The sequence below is a fragment of the Caballeronia terrestris genome (assembly GCF_001544515.1).
GTDB lineage: Bacteria > Pseudomonadota > Gammaproteobacteria > Burkholderiales > Burkholderiaceae > Caballeronia > Caballeronia terrestris.
The window spans coordinates 54737-76268 of record NZ_FCOL02000029.1 but is presented as its reverse complement, the minus strand read 5'-3'; the positions used below and the strand labels follow the sequence as shown (position 1 = coordinate 76268).

General features: G+C 63.3%; 18 protein-coding genes. 12 read left to right on the top strand and 6 right to left on the bottom strand.

Features of this window, described 5'->3' with window-relative positions; all coding sequences use genetic code 11:
- The first annotated feature begins 25 nt into the window (after positions 1–25).
- The 6 genes from mutL to AWB67_RS22055 all read left to right on the top strand — a co-directional run bounded on the left by mutL (position 26) and on the right by AWB67_RS22055 (position 8308).
- Positions 26–1960: a DNA mismatch repair endonuclease MutL gene (gene mutL / locus AWB67_RS22080; protein ID WP_087658367.1), complete on the top strand. Its 1935-nt coding sequence runs from the start codon at positions 26–28 to the stop codon at positions 1958–1960.
- Positions 1957–2919: a tRNA (adenosine(37)-N6)-dimethylallyltransferase MiaA gene (gene miaA / locus AWB67_RS22075; protein ID WP_087658358.1), complete on the top strand. Its 963-nt coding sequence runs from the start codon at positions 1957–1959 to the stop codon at positions 2917–2919. The genes mutL and miaA overlap by 4 nt, the downstream gene beginning before the upstream one ends.
- Positions 2920–3046: 127 nt before the next feature.
- Complete coding sequence (locus tag AWB67_RS22070; protein WP_125477639.1) at positions 3047–3805, top strand: hypothetical protein; 759 nt, start codon at positions 3047–3049, stop codon at positions 3803–3805.
- A 132-nt stretch (positions 3806–3937) separates the two neighbouring features.
- Positions 3938–4456 (top strand): CS1 type fimbrial major subunit, encoded by a 519-nt coding sequence (locus AWB67_RS22065; protein ID WP_125477638.1) that lies wholly within the window; start codon positions 3938–3940, stop codon positions 4454–4456.
- 67 nt (positions 4457–4523) lie between these two features.
- Complete coding sequence (locus AWB67_RS22060; RefSeq protein WP_087658355.1) at positions 4524–7058, top strand: TcfC E-set like domain-containing protein; 2535 nt, start codon at positions 4524–4526, stop codon at positions 7056–7058.
- Complete coding sequence (locus AWB67_RS22055; RefSeq protein ID WP_087658354.1) at positions 7049–8308, top strand: hypothetical protein; 1260 nt, start codon at positions 7049–7051, stop codon at positions 8306–8308. Before AWB67_RS22060 ends, AWB67_RS22055 begins: the two co-directional genes overlap by 10 nt.
- An 85-nt stretch (positions 8309–8393) precedes the next feature.
- On the opposite strand, the gene purM is transcribed toward AWB67_RS22055, so the two are convergent.
- Positions 8394–9449, bottom strand: coding sequence for a phosphoribosylformylglycinamidine cyclo-ligase (purM, locus tag AWB67_RS22050; RefSeq protein WP_087658353.1), 1056 nt, complete (start codon positions 9447–9449; stop codon positions 8394–8396).
- Positions 9450–9648: 199 nt separating this feature from the next.
- Here purM and hda point away from each other — a divergent pair, with 199 nt between their 5' ends.
- The 6 genes from hda to panB all read left to right on the top strand — a co-directional run bounded on the left by hda (position 9649) and on the right by panB (position 14947).
- Positions 9649–10473, top strand: coding sequence for a DnaA regulatory inactivator Hda (gene hda / locus AWB67_RS22045; RefSeq protein WP_200822279.1), 825 nt, complete (start codon positions 9649–9651; stop codon positions 10471–10473).
- A gap of 11 nt (positions 10474–10484) precedes the next feature.
- On the top strand, positions 10485–11168 hold the full coding sequence (locus tag AWB67_RS22040; RefSeq protein ID WP_087658351.1) for a histidinol-phosphatase: 684 nt from the start codon (positions 10485–10487) through the stop codon (positions 11166–11168).
- Positions 11165–12769 (top strand): polynucleotide adenylyltransferase PcnB, encoded by a 1605-nt coding sequence (gene pcnB, locus AWB67_RS22035; RefSeq protein WP_087658350.1) that lies wholly within the window; start codon positions 11165–11167, stop codon positions 12767–12769. Before AWB67_RS22040 ends, pcnB begins: the two co-directional genes overlap by 4 nt.
- Before the next feature lie 57 nt (positions 12770–12826).
- Positions 12827–13387: a 2-amino-4-hydroxy-6-hydroxymethyldihydropteridine diphosphokinase gene (folK, locus tag AWB67_RS22030; protein WP_087658349.1), complete on the top strand. Its 561-nt coding sequence runs from the start codon at positions 12827–12829 to the stop codon at positions 13385–13387.
- Positions 13384–14067 carry a deoxynucleoside kinase gene (locus tag AWB67_RS22025; protein ID WP_087658348.1) on the top strand — a complete coding sequence of 228 codons (684 nt, stop codon included), beginning with the start codon at positions 13384–13386 and terminating at the stop codon, positions 14065–14067. Before folK ends, AWB67_RS22025 begins: the two co-directional genes overlap by 4 nt.
- A 64-nt stretch (positions 14068–14131) precedes the next feature.
- Positions 14132–14947 carry a 3-methyl-2-oxobutanoate hydroxymethyltransferase gene (gene panB, locus AWB67_RS22020; protein ID WP_087658347.1) on the top strand — a complete coding sequence of 272 codons (816 nt, stop codon included), beginning with the start codon at positions 14132–14134 and terminating at the stop codon, positions 14945–14947.
- Between the two features lie 4 nt (positions 14948–14951).
- On the opposite strand, the gene pabB is transcribed toward panB, so the two are convergent.
- From pabB to grpE, 5 genes are all read right to left on the bottom strand, one after another.
- Positions 14952–16724: an aminodeoxychorismate synthase component I gene (gene pabB, locus AWB67_RS22015; protein ID WP_087658346.1), complete on the bottom strand. Its 1773-nt coding sequence runs from the start codon at positions 16722–16724 to the stop codon at positions 14952–14954.
- Between the two features lie 7 nt (positions 16725–16731).
- A complete protein-coding gene (gene dnaJ / locus AWB67_RS22010) occupies positions 16732–17868 on the bottom strand; it encodes a molecular chaperone DnaJ (protein ID WP_087658345.1) in 1137 nt (378 codons plus the stop codon).
- 295 nt (positions 17869–18163) lie between these two features.
- Entirely contained in the window at positions 18164–20122 is a 1959-nt protein-coding gene (gene dnaK, locus AWB67_RS22005; protein ID WP_087658344.1) for a molecular chaperone DnaK, read from the bottom strand.
- Between the two features lie 167 nt (positions 20123–20289).
- The gene (locus AWB67_RS22000) at positions 20290–20703 is read right to left on the bottom strand and encodes a thioredoxin family protein (protein ID WP_087658343.1); all 414 of its coding nucleotides are present in this window, start codon (positions 20701–20703) and stop codon (positions 20290–20292) included.
- Between the two features lie 16 nt (positions 20704–20719).
- A complete protein-coding gene (gene grpE, locus AWB67_RS21995; RefSeq protein WP_087658342.1) occupies positions 20720–21322 on the bottom strand; it encodes a nucleotide exchange factor GrpE in 603 nt (200 codons plus the stop codon).
- Positions 21323–21532: the final 210 nt, after the last annotated feature.

Sequence of the window (21532 nt, the reverse complement as noted above, 5' to 3'; positions counted from 1 at the left end):
AGACACAAGTCGTTATAATTTGCCGATGCCCGATCTCACCGATACCCCCGCCGTCGATTCGACCCTCGGCGCCGCGCGCCGTTCGCGCGCGATCCAGCCGCTCCCCGACCAGTTGATCAGCCAGATCGCGGCGGGCGAAGTGGTGGAACGCCCGGCGTCCGTCGTGAAGGAACTGCTCGAGAACGCGCTCGATGCCGGCGCGACGACCCTGCGCATCACACTTGATGAAGGCGGCGTGAAACGCATCGTGATCGCTGACGACGGCTGCGGCATGCCGCCCGGCGAGCTGCCGCTCGCGCTCCTGCGCCACGCGACGAGCAAGATCCGATCGCTCGCCGAACTCGAAGCCGTCGCGACGCTCGGGTTTCGCGGCGAGGCGCTGGCGTCGATCGCGTCGGTGGCGGAGCTGTTCATCACGAGCCGTACGGACGAATGCGCGCACGCGACGCGCATCGACGCCCAGACGGGCGCGATTTCGCCGGCGGCGGGCACGGTCGGCACGACGATGGAAGTGCGCGAGCTGTACTTCAACACGCCCGCGCGCCGCAAATTCCTGAAAAGCGAGCAGACCGAGCTCGGACATTGCCTCGAAATGATCCGGCGCGTCGCGCTCGCGCGGCCCGACGTCGCGATCTCGGTGATGCATAACGGCAAGGCCGTCGAGCACTGGAACGCGAGCGCGCCGCAAGCGCGGGTCGCGAAGATTCTCGGCGAAGTTTTCGATACGGCGCACCTGCCGCTCGACGAACGCGCCGGGCCGCTCGCCGTGTACGGTTGCGCGGGCCTGCCGACGGCGAGCCGCGGCCGCGCCGACCAGCAGTATTTTTTCGTGAACGGCCGCTTCGTGCGCGACAAGCTGCTCACGCACGCCGTGCGCGCCGCGTATGAGGACGTGCTGCACGGGAACCGTTATCCGTCGTACGTGCTGTTTCTCGACTTGCCGCCCGAGGCTGTCGATGTGAACGTGCATCCGTCGAAGATCGAAGTGCGGTTCCGCGATTCGCGTTCGATCCACCAGTTCGTGTTTCACGCCGTCCAGCGTGCGCTGGCGCGGAACGCGGGCGCGTCGCCGGAAACGACGGCGGGCGGCCACGCGGCGCAGCTTCAGCCGACCGGGCCGGCTTCGTTCAGTGCGCGGCCGCTTGCGGGAGCGGGAGTGCTGAGTACGGTATCGACAGGTGCAAACACGAGCGAGAACGGCACGACCTGGCTGCGCCAGTCGCGCATGACGCAGGGCACGCTGCCCGTCGCGCAGCCGCTCGCGCTCTACGACGCGCTGTTTGGCCGCCGCGACGTGAACGCTGGCACACAGACAGTCGCCGAGACGCCTTACGTCGCGTACGGCGATCAAGCAAATCGCGCGAATCACGGCGACGACCAGCCCCTCGGCTTCGCCCTCGGCCAGATCCACGGCATCTACGTGCTCGCTCAGAATACGCAGGGGCTCGTGATCGTCGATATGCACGCCGCCCACGAGCGCATCCTCTACGAGCAGTTCAAGAACGCCCTCGCCGATCGCGCGATCGCCGTGCAGCCGCTGCTGATCCCGGTGTCGATGAACGCCGAGCCGGTGGAGATCGGCGTCGTCGAGGAAGAGCGCGCGACGCTCGATGCGCTCGGCTTCGATCTCGCCGTGCTCTCGCCGACGTCGATCGCTATCCGCGCCGTCCCCGCGCTGCTGAAGGACGCCGATCTGCAGTCGCTCGCGCGCGCGGTCATCGCGGACCTACAGGCGTACGGCGGCTCGCGCGTTTTGACCGAACGGCAGCACGAGTTGCTTGGCACGCTTGCGTGTCACCATGCGGTGCGCGCGAACCGCCGCCTCACGCTCGACGAAATGAACGCGCTTTTGCGCCAGATGGAAGCCACCGAACGCGCCGACCAGTGCAATCACGGCCGGCCGACGTGGTTCCAATTGACGCTCGGCGATCTCGACCGTCTTTTCATGCGCGGGCAATGAGCGCGAAGAGAGCGCTTCCGGTTGCCTGCCTGCTCGGCCCGACCGCGTCGGGCAAGACCGCCGCCGCGCTCGCGTTCGCGGCGCGGCGGCCGGTGGAGATCGTCAGCGTCGATTCGGCGCTCGTGTATCGCGAGATGGATATCGGCACGGCCAAGCCGTCCGCCGCGGAACTTGCGGCGGCACCGCATCATCTGATCGACATCATCGATCCGGCAGAGGCCTATTCCGCCGCCGAGTTTCGCGCGGATGCGCTGCGGCTCGTCGGCGAAATCACAGCGCGGGGGAACGTGCCGCTTCTGGTCGGCGGGACGATGCTGTATTACAAGGCGCTCACGCAGGGCCTGAACGATTTGCCCGCTGCCGATCCCGACACGCGCGCCACCCTCGCTGCCGACGCCGCCCGCGACGGCTGGCCCGCGCTGCACGCGCGACTCGCCGCCGTCGATCCGCAGACCGCCGCGCGCCTCGCTCCGAACGATTCGCAGCGCATCCAGCGCGCTCTCGAGGTTTTCATGCTGGCCGGGCAGCCGATGTCGGCGTTGCTCACGGCGCCGCGTGCTCAGGAAGAATCGGCGCGATATCGCTTCGTGCCGATCGCGCTGGAGCCTTCCGAGCGCAGCGTGCTGCACGCACGCATCGCCGCGCGTTTCGATGCGATGCTCGCGCATGGTTTCATCGACGAAGTGAAGCGGCTGCGCGCGCGAGGCGATTTGAGCCTGGAGATGCCGTCGATGCGCTGCGTCGGTTACCGGCAGGCCTGGGAATATCTCGACGGTGATACCGACTACGACACGATGCGCGACAAGGGCGTCTTCGCGACGCGCCAGTTGTGCAAGCGCCAGTTGACCTGGCTGCGCGCGATGCCGGAGCGGATCGTGATCGACTGCTGCGCGGGCGATGCGACGGAACAGGCGGTCCGGGCGATGGAGCATATGGGAGGCCATCGACCACGAACGTGATAGCGGCCGCAAAGCCACCGCGCGAATTCGGACACACGCATTAAAAATAAGAATTTACAGAACCATCCTATTCAGTGAAGCCGCGCCAGCCGACATAATCCGCCTTCTCTTCAACGGGAAGTCAATCGTGTCGCTAGCCACTCGCTTTTTCTCCGCCTCTGCCGTATTCGTTCTTGCGTGCGCCGCCTCCCTCGCACACGCGGATTCGAAAATCCGTGTTGGTAATCTTTACGAATATATCCCCGGCAAGACCGCATCGATTACCAAAACGATTCGAAACGATGGTGACGCAACGGGTTTTGTGCGCGTCGAAATCAAGCGCATAAGTTACGACGCAGCGGGCAAGGATATCGAAACCGATCAGCCCGCCGACGGTAGCCTCAATAATCGTCTGATCGTCAGCCCGAACCGGTTGATCGTGCCGGCCCAGGGCGCACGCAGCGTGCGACTGCTTTATACCGGCGCCCGTGATACGGAACAGTATTTCCGCGTGCGTTTCACTCCGGTCCTTCCCGATCGCAACGACGGCTTCGACGTGTCTGCCGAAACCGAGAAAGCGTTTGCCAGCGCGGGCGTCAAGGTGATGGTCGGATACGGCGCGGTCGTGGTGATGCGTCCGAGCAACGAGATCTACGACACGCAGGTCGAGACCTTTGCGGATCATGCCGTCATTACCAACCGCGGCAACAGCACCGTGATCATAGATAACTTCTTTGAATGTAGTGAAAGCGGAAACAAGTGCCAAAACCCGGTTAAAAAGCATGTGCTGCCAGGCCGGCACGTCGATTATTACGCTAAATCCAAATCGAGTATCAAGTTCGAAATTATCGAAGGCGATAGAAAGCAGGAAAAATCGATTCAGTTTAGTTCGGCATCGAATCAATAAAATTTGTGCGGGTTTAATCCGCGCACATTCGGCAGCAAAACCCTCTCAACAGAATTCGCAGCCGGGTCGCATATCGCGGCCCGGGCGGGTAGACGCGCGCAAGCGCATTTCAAATCCACTGGAATGGAAATCATGAAAAAGCTTCTGGCAGTTACTTCCCTTATCGCCATCGGCGCAGTCGCGGCCTCCGCAGTTCACGCGGAGACCATCAGCCAGGACCTCCAGGTGCGCGCAGTCGTGCCCGCAGGGGATTTCTACGTGAACCCGGCCAGCGGCTGGCCGACCACGCCGGTTCAAATGGGCTGGGACTCGGTGAACGAACGCTTCACGGACTACAACCTGCCACTGCGCATGAAGAACAGCCTGCAAACCAGCGGCGCGAACCCGGTCGCGCAAGGAAAGATCAAGGCGAGCCTCGGCTATCCGACCGTGCTCACCAATGGCACGGACAACATGCCCGTCGCCGTGAAGGTCTCGAGCGAGTCGAAGGCCACGCCGGTCGTGCTCACGACGACGCCGCAAGAAGTCTATGCGAACCCTGCCGGCGCCGAAGAAAACGGCAACTTGAACCTCTCCGTGAACAACGTGGGTACGCCGGTTCCGGGCACGTACAACGGCGTCGCCGCGTTGATTTTCGACTCGGCCCTCTGAGTTCTGCCCTCACGTCCCGACGAGAGCCCGGCACCCGGGCTCTCGCCCTCTCTTTTCGAGGATAGTCATGAAGAAGATCCTGGTCGCTGCGCTGATCGCCACTTATGGCATCGGTGCTGCGACCAACTCCGTCGAAGCAAGCACCTCCGCGCCGGTCGCCGACGCGCAGGTGCTCGATTTCGCGAAGGGTCTGCCGCTTGACTTTGCCGACGCGATCTTCGGTACGCCGCTTGCCGCGCGTATCGAAATCGACGGTCAATATTTCGCCGATGCGCTCATCATTCTCGATCGCAACGGTCATATTCAACTCAGCGAACTGCTCGAGCAGCAAGATTCGCCGCTTCAATCCATCGATGAACGTCGCCGCTATGAGAGCGCGCTTCGCGCTGGTTTCACCCTGGGCGCCTGCTCGGGCCAGAATTGCCCCAAGGACATCGTCAAGTCGGTGTATAGCGCGTCCGACTCCAAGCTCGCTCTTTTCACCGAGCGCGGTAGCCCAAGCGCCGCGCAAGCTCGCTACTACGCGCTGCCCGAAAAGGGCACCGGCGGCCTGCTCGTAACAAACCGCCTTTCCGCTGTTCAGGCGCTTGGCAACGCGGCGGCGAGCAGCGGCGCCTACACGATGGCGTTGTCGTCGAATATCGGCGACTGGACCGCTTATTCCGACCTGCAGGTCACGCAAAACGGCGGCCCCGGCAATCAGCGTCAACTCAACGAATACCTGAATAACGCCTATCTGCAGCGCGAATTCAAGAACCGCTACGTGCGCGCCGGCTACTTCGTGCCAGACAACTCGGCGGATCAGGGCAATCTCGCGCCCGTGCCGTTCGCGAGCTACGACACGATCGTGGGCGCAGCCGTCGGGTCGTCCGACACGCTGCTGCGGCGAACCAAACGGGCGAGCCTCGTGCCGCTCACTGTCAGTGCGAGCAAGCCGGGCTACGTCGAAATCTATCAAGACGAGCGGCTGCTCGCCACGCAATCGGTGCAACCGGGATTGTCGACGCTCGACACCGAAAATCTTCCAGACGGCATCTACGACGTCGATATCCGCCTCACCGAAGACGGGCGTGTCACCTCGCGCCAGCGCGAACGCGTGTACAAGCCCTCCAACTGGAACGGCGAGGACCGCTCTCGCTATAGCGTCTACGGTGGGCGCCGCGTTGCAATACTCGACAGCAACCCGAACCCGGCCGCCGGTGACGACTGGGTCATCGGCGCTCAGGCGGGCTATCTCTTCACGCCGAAGCTGCGTGGCGGCATGACGGTCGTTCGTGACGGCGTCGACATTCCGGTGGGCCTCTTCGCCGCCTACGACATAACGGACTGGATGGAACTCTATGCGAATCCGTACTACGCACAAGAACGCGGTTATGGCTTCGAAGTGCAAACCGTCTTGCGCGCGCCGATGGGCAGCGTAGTGCTGAACACGCGTCAGGCAGAACGCAAGGTCGCAGCGCCAATCCTGCGAAACGCTCGCCTGCCGCTCGACGCCAACGCCCTGCTCGCCTACCGCACGCGCTACAGCAGCGGCTATAGCTCGATCACAGGTGCGCTGCAGATCGACGAGCGCAATCGCGTCTCGATGCGCACGGGCTACGACCACGAGTTGCACCAGACCGCCGTCGATCTCTCGTATTACCGCGATTTCCGCCTGCTCGGGGGCACCGCGGCGCAGGGCTTCGTCAATCTGTATCAGCGTCCGGCGGGCGTCATCGACGGCGCGCCGCGCATGTCGCGCGGCTTCATGCTGGGCGCCACGATCGCGCTCGGCCGCAATCCGAGCCATAGCCTGAACGTGTCATTCGGTGCGCAGAAGGGCGGCGCGCGCGGCACCGATCAGTCCTTGAACGCGGACTATCGCACGATCTTCGAAGACAGCTTCGTCAACGCCGCAGGCATAACCGGCAGTTATGCGAAGAGCGGCAGTTCGGCCACGGCAAACGCGCAGTTTGGCAATCGCGTGCTGGCGGGCGATGTCTACGCCCAGCAGAATTTAAGCGGCTACGGCTCGGCGGTCGGTGTGAATCTCGACAGCACCGTCGCCGTCGCAAAGGGCGGCGTCGCACTGACCTCGAGTGAAGCGACACTTCAGCCGCGCGCCGGCATGATCATCGATGTCGCGAGCGACGATGACTCGAAGGACGACGCCATCGTCGCGCGCATCAACGACGGCAGCACCGTCAAGCTGCACCCGGGCTCGAACTTCGTTCAGGTCGACCCGTACGAGTCGCACAACATCACGTTCGACTACGACAAGCAAGCAACAGCCGGCGCGAAGTTCTCGCCGCCGACCGCATCCGCGCAACTGTTTCCCGGTGGCGTCGGTTACCAGAAGGTTCAGGTGATGCGCACCGTGGCCGTGATCGGCCGTCTGATCGGTGCAAACAAGCAGCCGATGCGCGGCGCGCGGGTCGCGAATCACGCGAGCTTCGCGTACCCGGAGGCAGACGGCGTGTTCACACTGGAACTGAGCAAGGCCACTCCGACCGTCGACGTGCTCGATGGCGACAAAAAACTATGTTCGATCAATCTGGGCAAGCAGATCGCGAAGGCATCCGCTGAAAGCGCGCTCGTTCTTGGAGATGTGTCATGCGAGTGAGATTCACGGGCTGTGCGCGGATGATGTGCCAAGCGGCGTTCCTGTTGCTGCTGGCACTCGGTTTCACGACGGCCACGCAGGCGGCGGTGATGAACATCACCGCTGAATACAAAGGCAGCATCACTAATCCGAAGACCGATTTCGTGAACACCACGCCACCAGCCGGGTACTGCGCCAACAGTACTCTGTGTGGGGCAGGCGTATTCGGCGTTGCATTTCCGGCGGGCGGAACGAAAATTCTCACCGCGACAGCCGCCAGAGAACCACGAAAGTCGTTCATGGTGTCGTTCGACTCCAGGCCGCGCGACGTCACCGTAACGAACGAACGGGGCCAGTCTTTCATTGTGAAGTTTCGCGCAGTGGGAATGTCCTTCCTTGTTTCACGCGTTTCAAACGAAGCGGTCGGCATTCGCGAACAATTCGTCCAGTCGCCTTTATATCCATTCGGCTCCTGCAATGGCAACGGCTACGGGGGCTACAACTCCAATGTGTACTCAACCCATTGGACTTCTCAGACGACCACCGGCATGGCCGTCTGTTACGAGCCCAACAAGCCGGAACTCGCCCCGCTGACGGTCAGCTACTCGCAACTCGCGCTGCAATATTCGCTGACACTCGACGCGCCTTATACTTGGCCTCCCGGCGTCTATACGGGCACGGGGCATTACTCGTTCGGCGCAAACAAGGACATCGACTTCGGCGATGACTATACGGACACGGCCGGCACAGGCACCGGGATCGATATTAATTTCACGCTCGATGTGACGCATGAACTGTTTGTTCGTTTCCCGGGGGCTACGCAAGGCCCGGTCGTCGCCGACCTGAACCCCGAAAACAGTTGGAGCAACTGGCCGGATCGGATGCCTCCGTACCTGAAGAAAGAACTGATATTCGACTTCGGAACGAGCGGTCCTCTGAAACTGTCTGTGCATTGCAGCGGTCATTACGACGCCACCACGCAATCCTGCGGAGTACGCGATCAAAACGATCCTGCCGGCCCCGTATTGCCATTCGACGTGTTCATGACCAACGCCCGCTTGCGCGACAGCGCGGGACAAGCGCTCATCATGAAGAAATTGCCGGTCACCGATAGCGGCGCGTTGCCCGAACTCGTCTCGGTGACGGCAGGCAACGTGGGCCTGACTCCGGCGCGACTAAACTTCCGCACCAAAGCGGGTGTGACGGACCGGATGCAGCGCGGACACACCTATACGGGAAATCTCACCGTCGTGTTCGACGCCAACTTATAGCCCCGCGCGAAACGCACAGCGCAAGGGTGATATGGGGGCGGCCGCTGGACGGCGCCCCTGCTGCATCAAAGGGATTCGGCCCGCCTCAGATCACCACCGTCTGCGCTTCACCTTCGCGGCTCTCGCGCACCGTCCCGATGGTCCAAACCTGCTCGCCCGCCGCCGACAGCAGGCCAGTTGCCGCTTCAGCATCGTCGGCCGCGACGATCACCGCCATCCCGATTCCGCAATTGAACACGCGATGCATCTCCGCATCCGCGACGCCGCCGTGCTTCTGCAGCCACGAGAAAAGCGGCGGCAGCGGCCATGCGCGATGATCGAGTTCGGCGGTCAGCCCTTCGCGCAACACACGCGGAATGTTTTCGACCAGCCCGCCGCCCGTGATGTGCGCCATGCCCTTCACGGTCACGCTCTGCATCAGCGAAAGCAGCGGCTTCACATAGATATGCGTGGGCGCCATCAGCGCGTCGGCGAGCGAGCGGCCGTCGAAATCGGCGTTCAGGTCCGGCTGCGCGCGCTCGATGATCTTGCGCACGAGCGAAAACCCATTCGAATGGATGCCGCTCGACGCCAGTCCAAGCACGACGTCGCCCGGCTGGATCGTGCTGCCGTCGATGATCTTGCTCTTTTCCACCGCGCCGACCGCGAAGCCCGCCAGGTCGTACTCGCCGTCCGGGTACATGCCCGGCATTTCCGCCGTTTCGCCCCCGATCAGCGCGCAACCCGACAATTCGCAGCCTTCCGCGATGCCTTTCACGACAGTAGCCGCCGTATCGACGTCGAGCTTGCCGCAGGCGAAGTAATCGAGGAAAAAGAGCGGCTCGGCGCCCTGCACGAGGATGTCGTTCACGCTCATCGCGACGAGATCCTGGCCGACCGTGTCATGCTTGTTCAGTTGAAACGCAAGACGCAGCTTGGTGCCGACGCCGTCCGTGCCCGACACCAGCACCGGCTCCTTGTAGCGCTTCGGCACTTCGAAGAGCGCACCGAACCCGCCGATACCGCCAAGCACGCCATCACGCATCGTTTTCTTGGCAAACGGCTTGATGCGGTCGACGAGTGCGTCGCCGGCGTCGATGTCCACGCCCGCGTCGCGATAAGACAAACCTTGGGCGTCAGGGGCGGATTTCGGCTGATTCATGGGGGGATGAGCGAGAAGGTCGGTAAAATAGGATTTTACCCGATGACAGCCCTCCGGCTCGAATTCACGCGTTCCGCGCCGCGTCGCCCGAATCTTTTCAGGATCCGGGCGAAACGAGCGGAATGCCTTGCGCCCGGCGCGAACCGTACCGCGGCACCACCCGCACCATGCTTTTCAAGATACGCCCCGACGGAACCGACTGCCCGTGCAACGCCAACTGACGCTCGATCTCGGCACGCCGCCGCCTGCCACCTTCGACAATTTCTTCGCTGCCAGCAACCACGAACTCGTGACGCGGCTGCGCGAGCTGGAAGGCGCGCTCGCGGCCGGGCCGGTCGCGGATCGCACGTTTTACATCTGGGGCGAGCCGGGCAGCGGGCGGAGCCATCTGCTGCAGGCGCTCGTCCACGAATCGACGGGGCGCGCGAAGTTTTTGAGCCCGCAAAGCGCGCTGACGTCGTTCGGCTTCGATCCGCGCGCGACGCTCTACGCGATCGACGACTGCGACGGCCTCTCCGGCGCGCAGCAAATCGCGCTCTTCAATCTCTTCAACGAGGTGCGCGCGTATCCGTCGAGCGCGCTCGTCGCGGCCGGCAGCGCGCCGCCGATGGGCCTCGAAGTGCGCGAGGATCTGCGCACGCGGCTCGGCTGGGGTCTCGTGTTCCACCTGAGCGCGCTCACCGACGAAGGCAAGGCGACGGTGCTGAAACACGCGGCGCGCGAGCGCGGCATCGCCCTCGCTGACGATCTCCCCGCCTACCTGCTCACGCATTTCCGCCGCGACATGCCGAGCCTGATGGCGCTTCTCGACGAACTCGACCGCTTTTCGCTCGAACAGAAGCGCGCGGTCACGCTGACGTTGCTCCGGACGATGACGAAATCGGCGGAAGGTCGCGTAATCGACGACAAAACGGACGACAAAGCGCCCGAACCCGCCGATCTTCTCGGCGACCCGCTGAGCATCGAGTCGGTGTCGATATCGCCGGAAAGCGGCTCGCCCCGCGCCTCAACCCGCTTCAAGTAAAATGCGCTCCCATGAACCTCGCCCTTTTTGATCTCGATCACACGCTCATCCCCACTGACAGCGACCACGAATGGGGTCGCTTCATGGTGAAGCTCGGCATAGTCGACGCGGAGAAGTTCGCGCGCCAGAACGACGCCTTCTACGCCGACTACAAGGCGGGCGTGCTCGACATCGATGCCTATCTGCACGCGATGCTCGCGCCGCTCTCGAAGTACTCGCGCGATCAGCTCGCCGACTGGCATGCGCAATTCATGCGCGAGGTCATCAATCCGCGGATCGTGCCGGCCGCCGTCACGCTCGTGCGCGAGCATCAGGACGAAGGCGACCTCTGCTGCCTCGTCACGGCCACCAACGCGTTCATCACCGCGCCGATCGCCGAAGCGTTCGGCATCGAAACGCTGATCGCGTGCGACGTCGAAACCGTCGGCAACCATCCGGAAGGCGCGTTCACCGGCCGTCCGACCGGCACGCCGAGCTATCGTGAAGGGAAGATCGTGCGCGTCGAGGCGTGGCTCGCGTCGATGGGCAAGCAACTCTCCGATTTCGGGCACAGCTATTTCTACAGCGACTCCCACAACGACATCCCGCTGCTGGAAAAAGTCACCGACCCGATCGCGACCAATCCCGACGACACCCTGCGCGCCCACGCGCAAGCCAAAGGCTGGCGCATCCTGGACCTCTTCAATACACAGTGATCAAAAAACTCATCCGCAAGCTGTTCGGGCAGGATAGCGCCGATTCCTCCGATGGCGCATCGGCCGACGCTGCATCGGCATCGACCGAAGCCGACGCCTTGGCCGACACCAAAGCCGCCGTGCGCAAAACCGCGCGCAAGAAACCCGCCGCCCCGGCGCACCCGGTCAAGCGCGACCCGAACGTGCCGGTCATTCTGTCATCGGATATTCACGGCATCGATCCCACGCTCATCTCGAGGAACGCGATCCGCGTGACCGACGGCTTGCAGGAAGCCGGGCATCGCGCGTTCATCGTTGGCGGCGCGGTGCGCGACTTGCTGCTCGGCGTCGCGCCGAAGGATTTCGACGTCGCCACCGACGCCACGCCCGATCAGGTGCAAAAGCTCTTCCGGCGCGCGCGCATCATCGGGCGGCGCTTTCAGATCGTCCACGTGCAGTTCGGGCAGGACATCATCGAGACGTCGACGTTCCGCGCGCTCGTCGACATTCCCGCCGACGCGCCGCCCGCCGAGCCGCCACGGCGCCTTAAGCGCGGCGAGCTGGATGCGCGCACGCACGCCGTCGATGCGAGCGGCCGCGTGCTGCGCGACAACGTGTGGGGCGAGCAGCACGAAGACGCCACGCGCCGCGATTTCACGATCAACGCGATGTACTACGATCCGGCGACGCAAACCGTGCTGGACTATCACGACGGCATGGCCGATATCCGCGCGCGCTTGCTGCGCATGATCGGCGACCCGGCGACGCGTTATCGCGAAGATCCGGTGCGGATGCTGCGCGTCGTGCGTTTCGCGGCGAAGCTCGGCTTCGAGATCGAAGAGGCAACGCGCGCGCCGATCAAGGAACTCGCCGACCTGATGAACAACGTGCCGGCCGCGCGTCTCTTCGACGAAATGCTGAAGCTGCTGCTTTCCGGCCATGCGCTCGCGTGTCTCACGCGGCTGCGCCAGGAAGGCCTGCATCACGGCGTGCTGCCTCTGCTCGACGTCGTGCTCGAACAGCCGCACGGCGAGAAATTCGTGACGCTCGCGCTCACCAACACGGACGAACGCGTGCGCGCTGGCAAGCCCGTGTCGCCCGGCTTCCTCTTCGCGACGCTCCTGTGGCATGACATGCAGACGCGCTGGCAGCAGTTCACGGCGGCGGGCGAGTATCCGGTGCCCGCGCTGCACCGCGCGATGGACGACGTGCTCGACATGCAGACCGAGAAGCTCGCGATCCACAAGCGCTTCTCGTCGGACATGCGCGAGATCTGGGGCTTGCAGCATCGGCTCGAAAAACGCTCGGGCAGAAGCGCGCTGAAGCTGCTGGAACACCAAAGGTTTAGAGCGGGTTATGATTTCCTCCTGCTGCGCTGCGAATCGGGCGAGCTCGATGCTTCGGTCGGTCAGTGGTGGACGGATTTCATCGACGGCGACGCCGCCGCGCGCGAAGCGCTGCTCTCGCAAGGCGGCAAGGAACGCGCGCCGAAGAAGCGGCGCCGGCGCAGCAGCAATGCCAAGCGCAGGACGGGTGAGGGAGCGGAAGGTGGCGAGATTCGTAGCGAAGGCACGGCGAGCGAAGCGCGTGAAGTGCGTGACGCCGGCCCCCGCGACGAGTAACTCGTTCGAATGCTTCAGTAATGCAAGCCGTTGAACGACTGTCGTAGGACTTATGCCATGACGGTAGCTTATCTGGGCCTCGGCGCGAATCTCGGCGATGCGCGTCAGACCCTGAAAGACGCAGTCGTGTGTCTTGCTCAGCAACGCACGATCACCGTGCTCGCGAAATCGAGCCTCTATCGCACCGCGCCGGTCGACGCCGGTGGCGACGACTATTTCAACTGCGTCGTGAAAATCGAGACCTCGCTGCCCGCGCGGCAACTGCTGCGGCTCTGTCATACGGTCGAGGAGCAGTTCGGGCGCGAGCGGCCGTATCGCAATGCGCCGCGCACGCTCGATCTCGACATCCTTCTCTACGGCGATTCCTCCATCGACGACGCCGATCTCATCGTGCCGCATCCGCGTCTCACCGAGCGCGCGTTCGTGCTCGTGCCGCTCATCGAACTCGACGTCGAGCTCGTCATTCCGCTGCGCGGCCGTGCCGATGCGTTCCTCGGCACCGTGCAGGACCAACGCATCGAGAAGGTCGCGACCTGCCAGTGTCCGATGCTCGCCGCGCAACGCGCGACCTCCGACGCTTCATCCACCGCATCCAACAAACCCGACACCTGCCGATGAGCGCCGCTCCGCCCCTTACCGTCACCGCGCCGCAGTTGCGGCCGCCACATCGCTATATCGCGATCGAAGGTCCGATCGGCGTCGGCAAGACGACGCTCGCCACGCTGCTCGCCGAACGCTGGTCGATGCGTACGCTGTTCGAACGCCCGCAGGACAATCCGTTTCTCGAGCGCTTTTATCGCGACACCACGCGCTATGCGCTGCAAACGCAGTTGAACTTCGCGCTGCAGCGTCTCACGCAGACGCGTGAAGTCGCCGAGGCGATGACGGGCCACGCGCCGCTCATCGCCGATTTCATCACGCAGAAGAGCGAGCTTTTCGCGCGCCTCACGCTGCCCGACGACGAGTTTCATCTCTATCGCGAGATCTCGACGCGCATCGATACGAGCGCTCCCGCGCCCGATCTCGTCGTTTATCTCCAGGCGAGCCCCGAGGTGCTGTTCGCGCGCATCCAGAAGCGCGCGCTGCCGATGGAGCTGCAGATTCCGGATGCGTACCTGCGCGCGCTGTGCGACGCGTACAACGATTTCTTCTATCACTACGACGCGACGCCGCTCCTTACCGTCAACGCCGAGCATCTGAATCCGCTCGATTCGCCGGCGGATTTCGCGCTGCTCGTCGACCGGATCGAGTCGATGCGCGGGCGCAAGGAATTCTTTGTCAAAGGCACGTCGCTCTGAGCGTTTTAGGCCCTTGTAAGCCCTTCTAGTCCAACGCTGACTCACCCCTTCTTTCGGAAAGATCATGGCGTATTTGCAGGAAACCGGCCGCAACGCGATCACCGTCCCCAAGCTCCAGACGATGCGCGAAGCAGGCGAGCGGATCGTGATGCTGACATGCTACGACGCGAGCTTTTCGGCGCTGCTCGACCGCGCGGGCGTCGACGTGATGCTGATCGGCGATTCGCTCGGCAACGTGTTGCAGGGACACAGCACGACGCTGCCCGTCACGCTCGCCGACATCGCGTATCACACGGCATCCGTGGCGCGCGGCAACAAGGGCGCACTGATCGTCGCGGACATGCCGTTCGGCACGATCGGCTCGCGCGATGAGGCGTACGCGAACGCGGTCACGCTGATGCGCGCGGGCGCGCAGATGGTGAAGATGGAAGGCGGCGAATGGCTGGCCGATACGGTGCGTTTTCTCGTCGAGCGCTCGATTCCGGTGTGCGGGCACGTCGGGCTGACGCCGCAGTCGGTGCACGCGTTCGGCGGCTTCAAGGTGCAAGGCAAGACCGACGCGGCCGCCGCGCAGATGCGGCGCGACGCCATCGCGCTACAGGAAGCCGGCGCGCAACTACTGGTAATCGAAGCCGTGCCGACGCTGCTCGCGCGCGAAGTGACCGAGCAGGTCGCGATTCCAACGATCGGCATCGGCGCGGGGATCGATTGTTCGGGGCAAGTGCTCGTGCTGCACGACATGCTCGGGATTTTCCCCGGCAAACGGCCGCGCTTCGTGAAGGATTTCATGACCGGACAGCCGTCGATTTTCGCTGCCGTCGAGGCGTATGTGCGGGCCGTCAAGGAAGGGACTTTTCCTGGGCCGGAGCATACGTTTTAAGTTTTTAGCGCCTTAATCGCGCTTTGATCGCGCCGCGCAAAGCGTTGCTCAGAATCAATGCCTCGGTGCTTTTCAGTTCTTCCTGCATGATCGTGCGTTCCGCCGCATTCAGTTCTTCGAGCAACACGGCGCGCATCACGCCCGGCAGAACGCCCGCGTCGATCGGCGGCGTCCACCAGCGGTTGTCGAGCTTCACGAAAACCGTCGATCGGCCACCTTCCGTCAATTCCCCACGTTCGTTGAAAAACAGCATGTCGAACGCGCCCTGCGATTCGGCTGCTTTCCACGCGCGATCGTAGTCTGCGCGGCGCGTCGTCTTGTGGCGCAACAGCGGATCGTTCGATGACTGCGGCGCGAATCCGTGCTCGGGCGCGAGAAGAACGTCGACGGTTGCGGTATTCAATGGAGCGAGCGGCGCGTACGTCAGCGTGATCTTGCCGCCCTTGTCGAGCGCGGCTCGCAGACGATACGGCGTTCCTTCATCGAACGTACGGCAACATTCGTCGATCCGCGTCGTCAGTTCTTCGCGATTGAACCTGAAACCGAGATATAGCGCGCTCTGTTCGAGCCGCGCGAGATGGCGATCGATGTGCCGCACGCCGTTTTCCCGCGTGGCATAGGCCGTTTCGAATAGCTCCAGGCCCGGATCGGCGCCCGTAAGAAACGACGCCTTCAACAGACACTCCGCATATTCATCGGCGGCGACGCTATCGAGCACGATCCCCGCGCCGACGCCCATCGTGCCCCGCCCTTCGCGGACGATGAGCGTGCGAATCGCCACCGACATACAGAAGTCCCCACCGCGATCCAGCCAGCCGATCGCGCCGGTGTACAGCCCGCGCGGCGTACTTTCGATGGCGTCGATCAACTGCATCGTCTTGTATTTCGGCGCGCCGGTGATCGAGCCGCAAGGAAACAGCGCACGCACGACGTCCGCGAACGTGGCGCCCCCGCGCACGCGCGCCTCGACCGTCGATGTCATCTGCCACACCGACGCATACGGCTCGATGGAAAAAAGCGCGGGAACGTGCACGGACCCGGTGGCCGCCACGCGCGACATGTCGTTGCGCAGCAAGTCGACGATCATCACGTTTTCGGCGCGATTCTTGGGATCGTCGTGGAGCGATTGCGGGTTGGTTTCGCGCGGCGCGGTACCTTTCATCGGCCGGGCGCGCAGCAAGTCGCCGCTTTTCTCGATGAACAACTCCGGCGAACACGACACGACGGCGCCGCCCTCCGGCAACGCGATTAGCGCGCCGTAGCGCACCGCCTGCCTTTCCCGCAAGCGCCGATACAGCGCGAGCGGCGTGCCGAACACATCGAACGTCAGCCGGTAAGTGTAGTTGACCTGATACGAATCGCCCGCGCGCAACGCTTCGTGCACGGCGGCGATCGCCGCGTCGAACTCATCGCGCGTGACGCTCGCCTCGATCCCCGCGACACCCGCCGCCGCGCCTTCATCACGCGATGCGAGCCACGCATCGGCTTCGTCGCGCGACAGATGCGTGCATTCGCGGAACAACAAAAAGCGCAGCGCGGCATCGCCGGGCTGCGCCAACTGAAGATTGCGTCCGAACTCGTAATCCGCGACCACGACCGCATACAGACCGTCGCGCAGATCGCCTTCGACCTGCGCACACACGCCATCGAGCGCCGCGCCGTCCGTGGTGGACCGCTCGTGCGCCAACCGGGTGTAGAGACGACTCGACCGCCTTTCGGCGGTCGAGTCGCAATCGTCGAGCAGCGCGAAAGCCGCGCTGCGCAGATCGGCCGTCATTGCATCTTCAATCAAAAAAACTCTTCACGCGATCGAACCAGCTTTTGCTCTGCGGACTATGCCGCGCGCCGCCCTCGGTCAACGACTTCTCGAACTGCTTGAGAAGATCGCGCTGCTGATCGGTGAGCTTGACCGGCGTCTCGACTTGCACGTGCACGTACAAATCGCCCGCGATGCTGGAGCGCAAACCCTTGATGCCTTTGCCGCGCAGACGGAACGTCTTGCCCGACTGAGTGCCTTCCGGCACCGTGAAGCTCGCGCGGCCCGCGAGCGTCGGCACTTCGATTTCGCCGCCGATCGCCGCCGTAGTGAACGGAATCGGCATCTGGCAATGAAGATCGTCGCCATCACGCTCGAACACCGCGTGCTGCTTGATGTGAATCTCGACGTACAGATCGCCGCTCGGCCCGCCGTTGATGCCCGGCTCGCCGTTGCCGGCGGAACGAATGCGCATGCCGTCGTCGATGCCGGCCGGAATCTTCACTTCCAGCGTCTTCGTTTCCTTCACCTTGCCCGCGCCGTGGCAATGCGCGCACGGCTCGGGGATGTGGCTGCCCGTGCCGTGGCACTTCGGACACGTCTGCTGGATGCTGAAAAAGCCCTGCGACATGCGCACCGTGCCCTGCCCGTGACACGTCGGACAGGTTTCCGGCTTCGTACCGGGCTTCGCGCCCGAGCCTTTGCATATGTCGCAATTGACCCAGCTCGGCACGCGAATCTGCGTGTCGTAGCCGTGCGCGGCCTGCTCCAGCGTAATTTCCATGCTGTAGCGCAGATCGGCGCCGCGATAAACCTGCGGACCCGCACGGCCGCGCGCGCCGGCGCCGCCGGCTTGCTGGCCGAAGATGTCGCCGAAGATGTCGCCGAAGGCATCGGCGAATCCGCCGAAACCCTGCGCGCCCGCGCCGGCCATGTTCGGATCGACGCCCGCATGACCGTATTGATCGTACGCCGCCCGCTTTTGCGAATCCGACAGCATTTCATAGGCTTCCTTGCCTTCCTTGAAATGGTCTTCCGCGTTCTTGCTGTCCGGATTGCGGTCGGGGTGGTACTTCATCGCAAGCTTGCGATAAGCCTTCTTGATCTCGTCGTCGCTCGCATTCTTCGCGACGCCCAGAACCTCGTAGTAATCCCGTTTCGCCATATCGGTTCGATGCCGCCGCGCGTGCCGCGCACCGGCTCCCTCTCGGATGCTTCGGGTCTCGCGACCCGTGTGTGCCCTTCGACGCCCCGCTTCTCAAACAGCTTCCCAGCCAGCTTTGCAGCCAACTTCTCAACCACGAAGCCAAGCGCCCTCTAAAAAAACAACGTGCCCGGGGAGCCATCAGGCTCGCCAGGCGCGTCTTCAATATCGCTTCGTCGCGATCGGCGGGTTTCGCGTGACATCACGCGAAACCCAATCCGGCCGTGGCGATGAATCGCTCGTGCGGATCAACGACTCAGTCCTTCTTCACTTCCTTGAAATCCGCGTCGACCACATCGTCGTGATGCTGGCTCGCGCCGGCCGACTCCGATGCACCCGCCTGGCCCGCCGCACCGGCAGCACCCGCCGCCGCGCCCTGCGCCGCCTGCATGTCGGCGTACATCTTTTCGCCGAGCTTCTGCGACGCGGTGGACAGCGCCTCGATCTTCGCGTCGAGCGCGGCCTTGTCGGTCGTACCGCTCTTCAGCGCGTCTTCGAGGTCCTTCAGCGCGGCTTCGATCTTTTCCTTCTCGCTTGCATCGACCTTGTCACCATACTCGGCTACGGCCTTCTTCGTGCTGTGCACCAGCGCGTCGCCCTGGTTGCGCGAGTCGGCCAGTTCGCGAAGCTTGTGATCTTCTTCAGCGTTGGCTTCGGCGTCCTTCACCATCTTGTCGATTTCGGCGTCCGACAAGCCCGAATTCGCCTTGATGGTGATCTTGTTTTCCTTGCCCGTCGCCTTGTCCTTCGCGCCGACGTGCAGAATGCCGTTCGCGTCGATGTCGAAGGTCACTTCGATCTGCGGCGTGCCGCGCGGTGCCGGCGGAATGCCTTCCAGGTTGAACTCGCCCAGCAGTTTGTTGCCCGCCGCCATTTCGCGCTCACCCTGGAACACCTTGATCGTCACGGCGCCCTGGTTGTCGTCGGCCGTCGAATACACTTGTGCGTGCTTCGTCGGGATCGTCGTGTTCTTGTTGATCATCTTCGTCATCACGCCGCCGAGCGTTTCGATGCCGAGCGACAGAGGCGTCACGTCGAGCAGCAGAACGTCCTTGCGGTCGCCCGACAGCACCTGGCCCTGAATCGCGGCGCCGACGGCCACGGCTTCGTCCGGGTTCACGTCACGACGCGGTTCCTTGCCGAAGAACTCCTTCACCTTTTCCTGCACCTTCGGCATACGCGTCATGCCGCCGACGAGAATCACGTCGTCGATGTCGCTGACCTTTACGCCCGCATCCTTGATCGCGATGCGGCACGGTTCGATCGTGCGCTCGATCAGCTCTTCGACGAGCGCTTCCAGCTTCGCACGCGTAAATTTCAGGTTCAAGTGCTTCGGACCGTTGGCGTCCGCCGTGATGTACGGCAGGTTGATGTCGGTCTGCGCGGTCGACGACAGTTCGATCTTCGCCTTTTCCGCCGCTTCCTTCAGGCGCTGCAGCGCGAGCACGTCTTTCGACAGATCGACGCCTTGCTCTTTCTTGAACTCGGCGATGATGTAATCGATGATGCGCTGGTCGAAGTCTTCGCCGCCGAGGAACGTGTCGCCGTTCGTCGAGAGCACTTCGAATTGCTTTTCGCCGTCCACATCCGCGATTTCGATGATCGAGACGTCGAACGTGCCGCCGCCCAGGTCATACACCGCGATCTTGCGGTCGCCCTTCTCGGCCTTGTCAAGGCCGAACGCGAGCGCGGCTGCCGTCGGTTCGTTGATGATGCGCTTGACTTCCAGGCCCGCGATGCGGCCCGCGTCCTTCGTTGCCTGACGCTGGCTGTCGTTGAAGTACGCGGGAACCGTGATCACGGCTTCCGTGACCGGTTCGCCGAGATAGTCTTCAGCGGTTTTCTTCATCTTGCGCAGCACCTCCGCCGAAATCTGCGGCGGCGCGAGTTTCTGGCCGTGCGCTTCCACCCAGGCGTCGCCGTTGTCGGCCTTGACGATCTGATAGGGCATCAGTGCGATGTCCTTCTGCACTTCCTTTTCTTCGAAACGGCGGCCGATCAGGCGCTTGACCGCGTACAGCGTGTTGCGCGGGTTCGTGACCGACTGACGCTTCGCCGGCGCGCCGACGAGAATCTCGTTCTCATCGACATAAGCGATGATCGACGGCGTGGTGCGCGCGCCTTCCGAGTTCTCGATGACGCGAACCTGATTGCCTTCCATGATCGCCACGCACGAGTTGGTCGTGCCGAGGTCGATACCGATGATTTTGCCCATTTTTGTACTCTCCAGAACTTTGATCGCAGCGGGGCCGGACTTGTGAAATCGTCGATTTTTGCCGCCGATTCACCGGGCCGGACGCCCAGAATTCATACCTGTACGCAACATAAGTGCGTTCGCATCGATTTCAAGACCCCGAATGCGATGCGGTCTTTATTTTTTTGCTATGCCGCCGGGCCGGTTGCGTGCGTTGCTTGCATCGCGTCAATCTTGCCGCGCGCCGCCGCCACAGCGGCTCCGAACTGGCCGATGCCGTGCCAGCCGGTCGCCCGGCCGAGGCGCTTGCCGCGGTAGAAGAAGAACCACGTCGGCACGCCGTGCAGCATGAAGCGGCGCCCTAGTTCGCGATGTTCGTAGACATTCCTGTGGAACCACTTCAATCCGAGCGCGCGGATTTCGTCGGGCTTCGCGACCATCGCTTTCTTGGCGATCTCGCAATTAAAACAATCGAAGCCCCAGAAAAACACGACCGCCAATTCCTCTCCCGCCGATGCCAGCCCGGTGTCGAACGTGTCGGCGCTCAGCGCCTGCATCTCGAAGACGGAGAACGCGGTGGCATCGACCGGGACGTTGGCCATGTCGGCGAGCGCTGCGTTATTTCGGCGCGGCGACGGTAACGAGCGCCGGGCGCAGCACGCGATCGGCAATCACATAGCCCTTCTGCAGCACGTTCACGACGGTATTCGCTTCCTGCTCGGCCGGGACCATCGAAATCGCCTGATGGCGATGCGGATCGAACTTCTCACCAACCGGATTCAGCGCGATCACGCGCCCTTTTTCCAGCGCGCCGGTCAACTGGCGCAACGTCAGTTCGACGCCTTCGCGCACCTTGGCGATGTCGGTCGAGTTGTCGGCGAGCGCTGCTTCAAGGCTGTCGAGTACCGGCAGCAGATTCTCGGCGAAGTTTTCGATCGCGAACTTGTGCGCCTTCTGCACATCTTCCTGAGCGCGGCGGCGGACGTTCTCCGTCTCGGCCTTCGCGCGCAGGAACTCTTCCTGGAGCATGGCGGCCTTGGCCTGCGCCTCGGCGAGCTGCGCCGCGGTTTCGTTGACGTCGACGGCTTCAGACGCTGCGGGCTCCGCGGCCTGCGCCGCTTGCGCGCTGTTGTTGGCGCCGGTGGCGTCCGCGGCCTGGCGCGCTGCGTCGTCGGCGGGCGTGGGGTTCTGGCTCGCTGAATTCTCTTGCGTGTTTTCCATGTCGCTGAATATTGGCTGAAGGTTGATTCGGTTGATTCCGATGCGAACGGGGCAAAAAACACCGGGCCCACGTTGCAAAAATACAACTACGGAAGCGCACGCGTGCGCACTGTTTCCGCGCTAACCGCCCATTTTGGGTGTGGGCAGGCGTTTTCAAGGCCCCGCGCGGGATTTTTCCGACCTATTCCACGGACGACTTAACGCACCGTA

Excerpts from the sequence above, each read along its gene's own strand:
- AWB67_RS22040 (WP_087658351.1), top strand. The coding sequence starts at position 10,485 with ATGAACCTCGCCCTTTTTGATCTCGATCACACGCTCATCCCCACTGAC.
- AWB67_RS22000 (WP_087658343.1), bottom strand. The coding sequence starts at position 20,703 with ATGGCCAACGTCCCGGTCGATGCCACCGCGTTCTCCGTCTTCGAGATG.
- mutL (WP_087658367.1), top strand. The coding sequence starts at position 26 with ATGCCCGATCTCACCGATACCCCCGCCGTCGATTCGACCCTCGGCGCC.
- folK (WP_087658349.1), top strand. The coding sequence starts at position 12,827 with ATGACGGTAGCTTATCTGGGCCTCGGCGCGAATCTCGGCGATGCGCGT.
- dnaK (WP_087658344.1), bottom strand. The coding sequence starts at position 20,122 with ATGGGCAAAATCATCGGTATCGACCTCGGCACGACCAACTCGTGCGTG.
- AWB67_RS22065 (WP_125477638.1), top strand. The coding sequence starts at position 3,938 with ATGAAAAAGCTTCTGGCAGTTACTTCCCTTATCGCCATCGGCGCAGTC.
- pabB (WP_087658346.1), bottom strand. The coding sequence starts at position 16,724 with ATGACGGCCGATCTGCGCAGCGCGGCTTTCGCGCTGCTCGACGATTGC.
- panB (WP_087658347.1), top strand. The coding sequence starts at position 14,132 with ATGGCGTATTTGCAGGAAACCGGCCGCAACGCGATCACCGTCCCCAAG.
- AWB67_RS22025 (WP_087658348.1), top strand. The coding sequence starts at position 13,384 with ATGAGCGCCGCTCCGCCCCTTACCGTCACCGCGCCGCAGTTGCGGCCG.
- AWB67_RS22055 (WP_087658354.1), top strand. The coding sequence starts at position 7,049 with ATGCGAGTGAGATTCACGGGCTGTGCGCGGATGATGTGCCAAGCGGCG.
- AWB67_RS22060 (WP_087658355.1), top strand. The coding sequence starts at position 4,524 with ATGAAGAAGATCCTGGTCGCTGCGCTGATCGCCACTTATGGCATCGGT.
- purM (WP_087658353.1), bottom strand. The coding sequence starts at position 9,449 with ATGAATCAGCCGAAATCCGCCCCTGACGCCCAAGGTTTGTCTTATCGC.
- grpE (WP_087658342.1), bottom strand. The coding sequence starts at position 21,322 with ATGGAAAACACGCAAGAGAATTCAGCGAGCCAGAACCCCACGCCCGCC.
- miaA (WP_087658358.1), top strand. The coding sequence starts at position 1,957 with ATGAGCGCGAAGAGAGCGCTTCCGGTTGCCTGCCTGCTCGGCCCGACC.
- dnaJ (WP_087658345.1), bottom strand. The coding sequence starts at position 17,868 with ATGGCGAAACGGGATTACTACGAGGTTCTGGGCGTCGCGAAGAATGCG.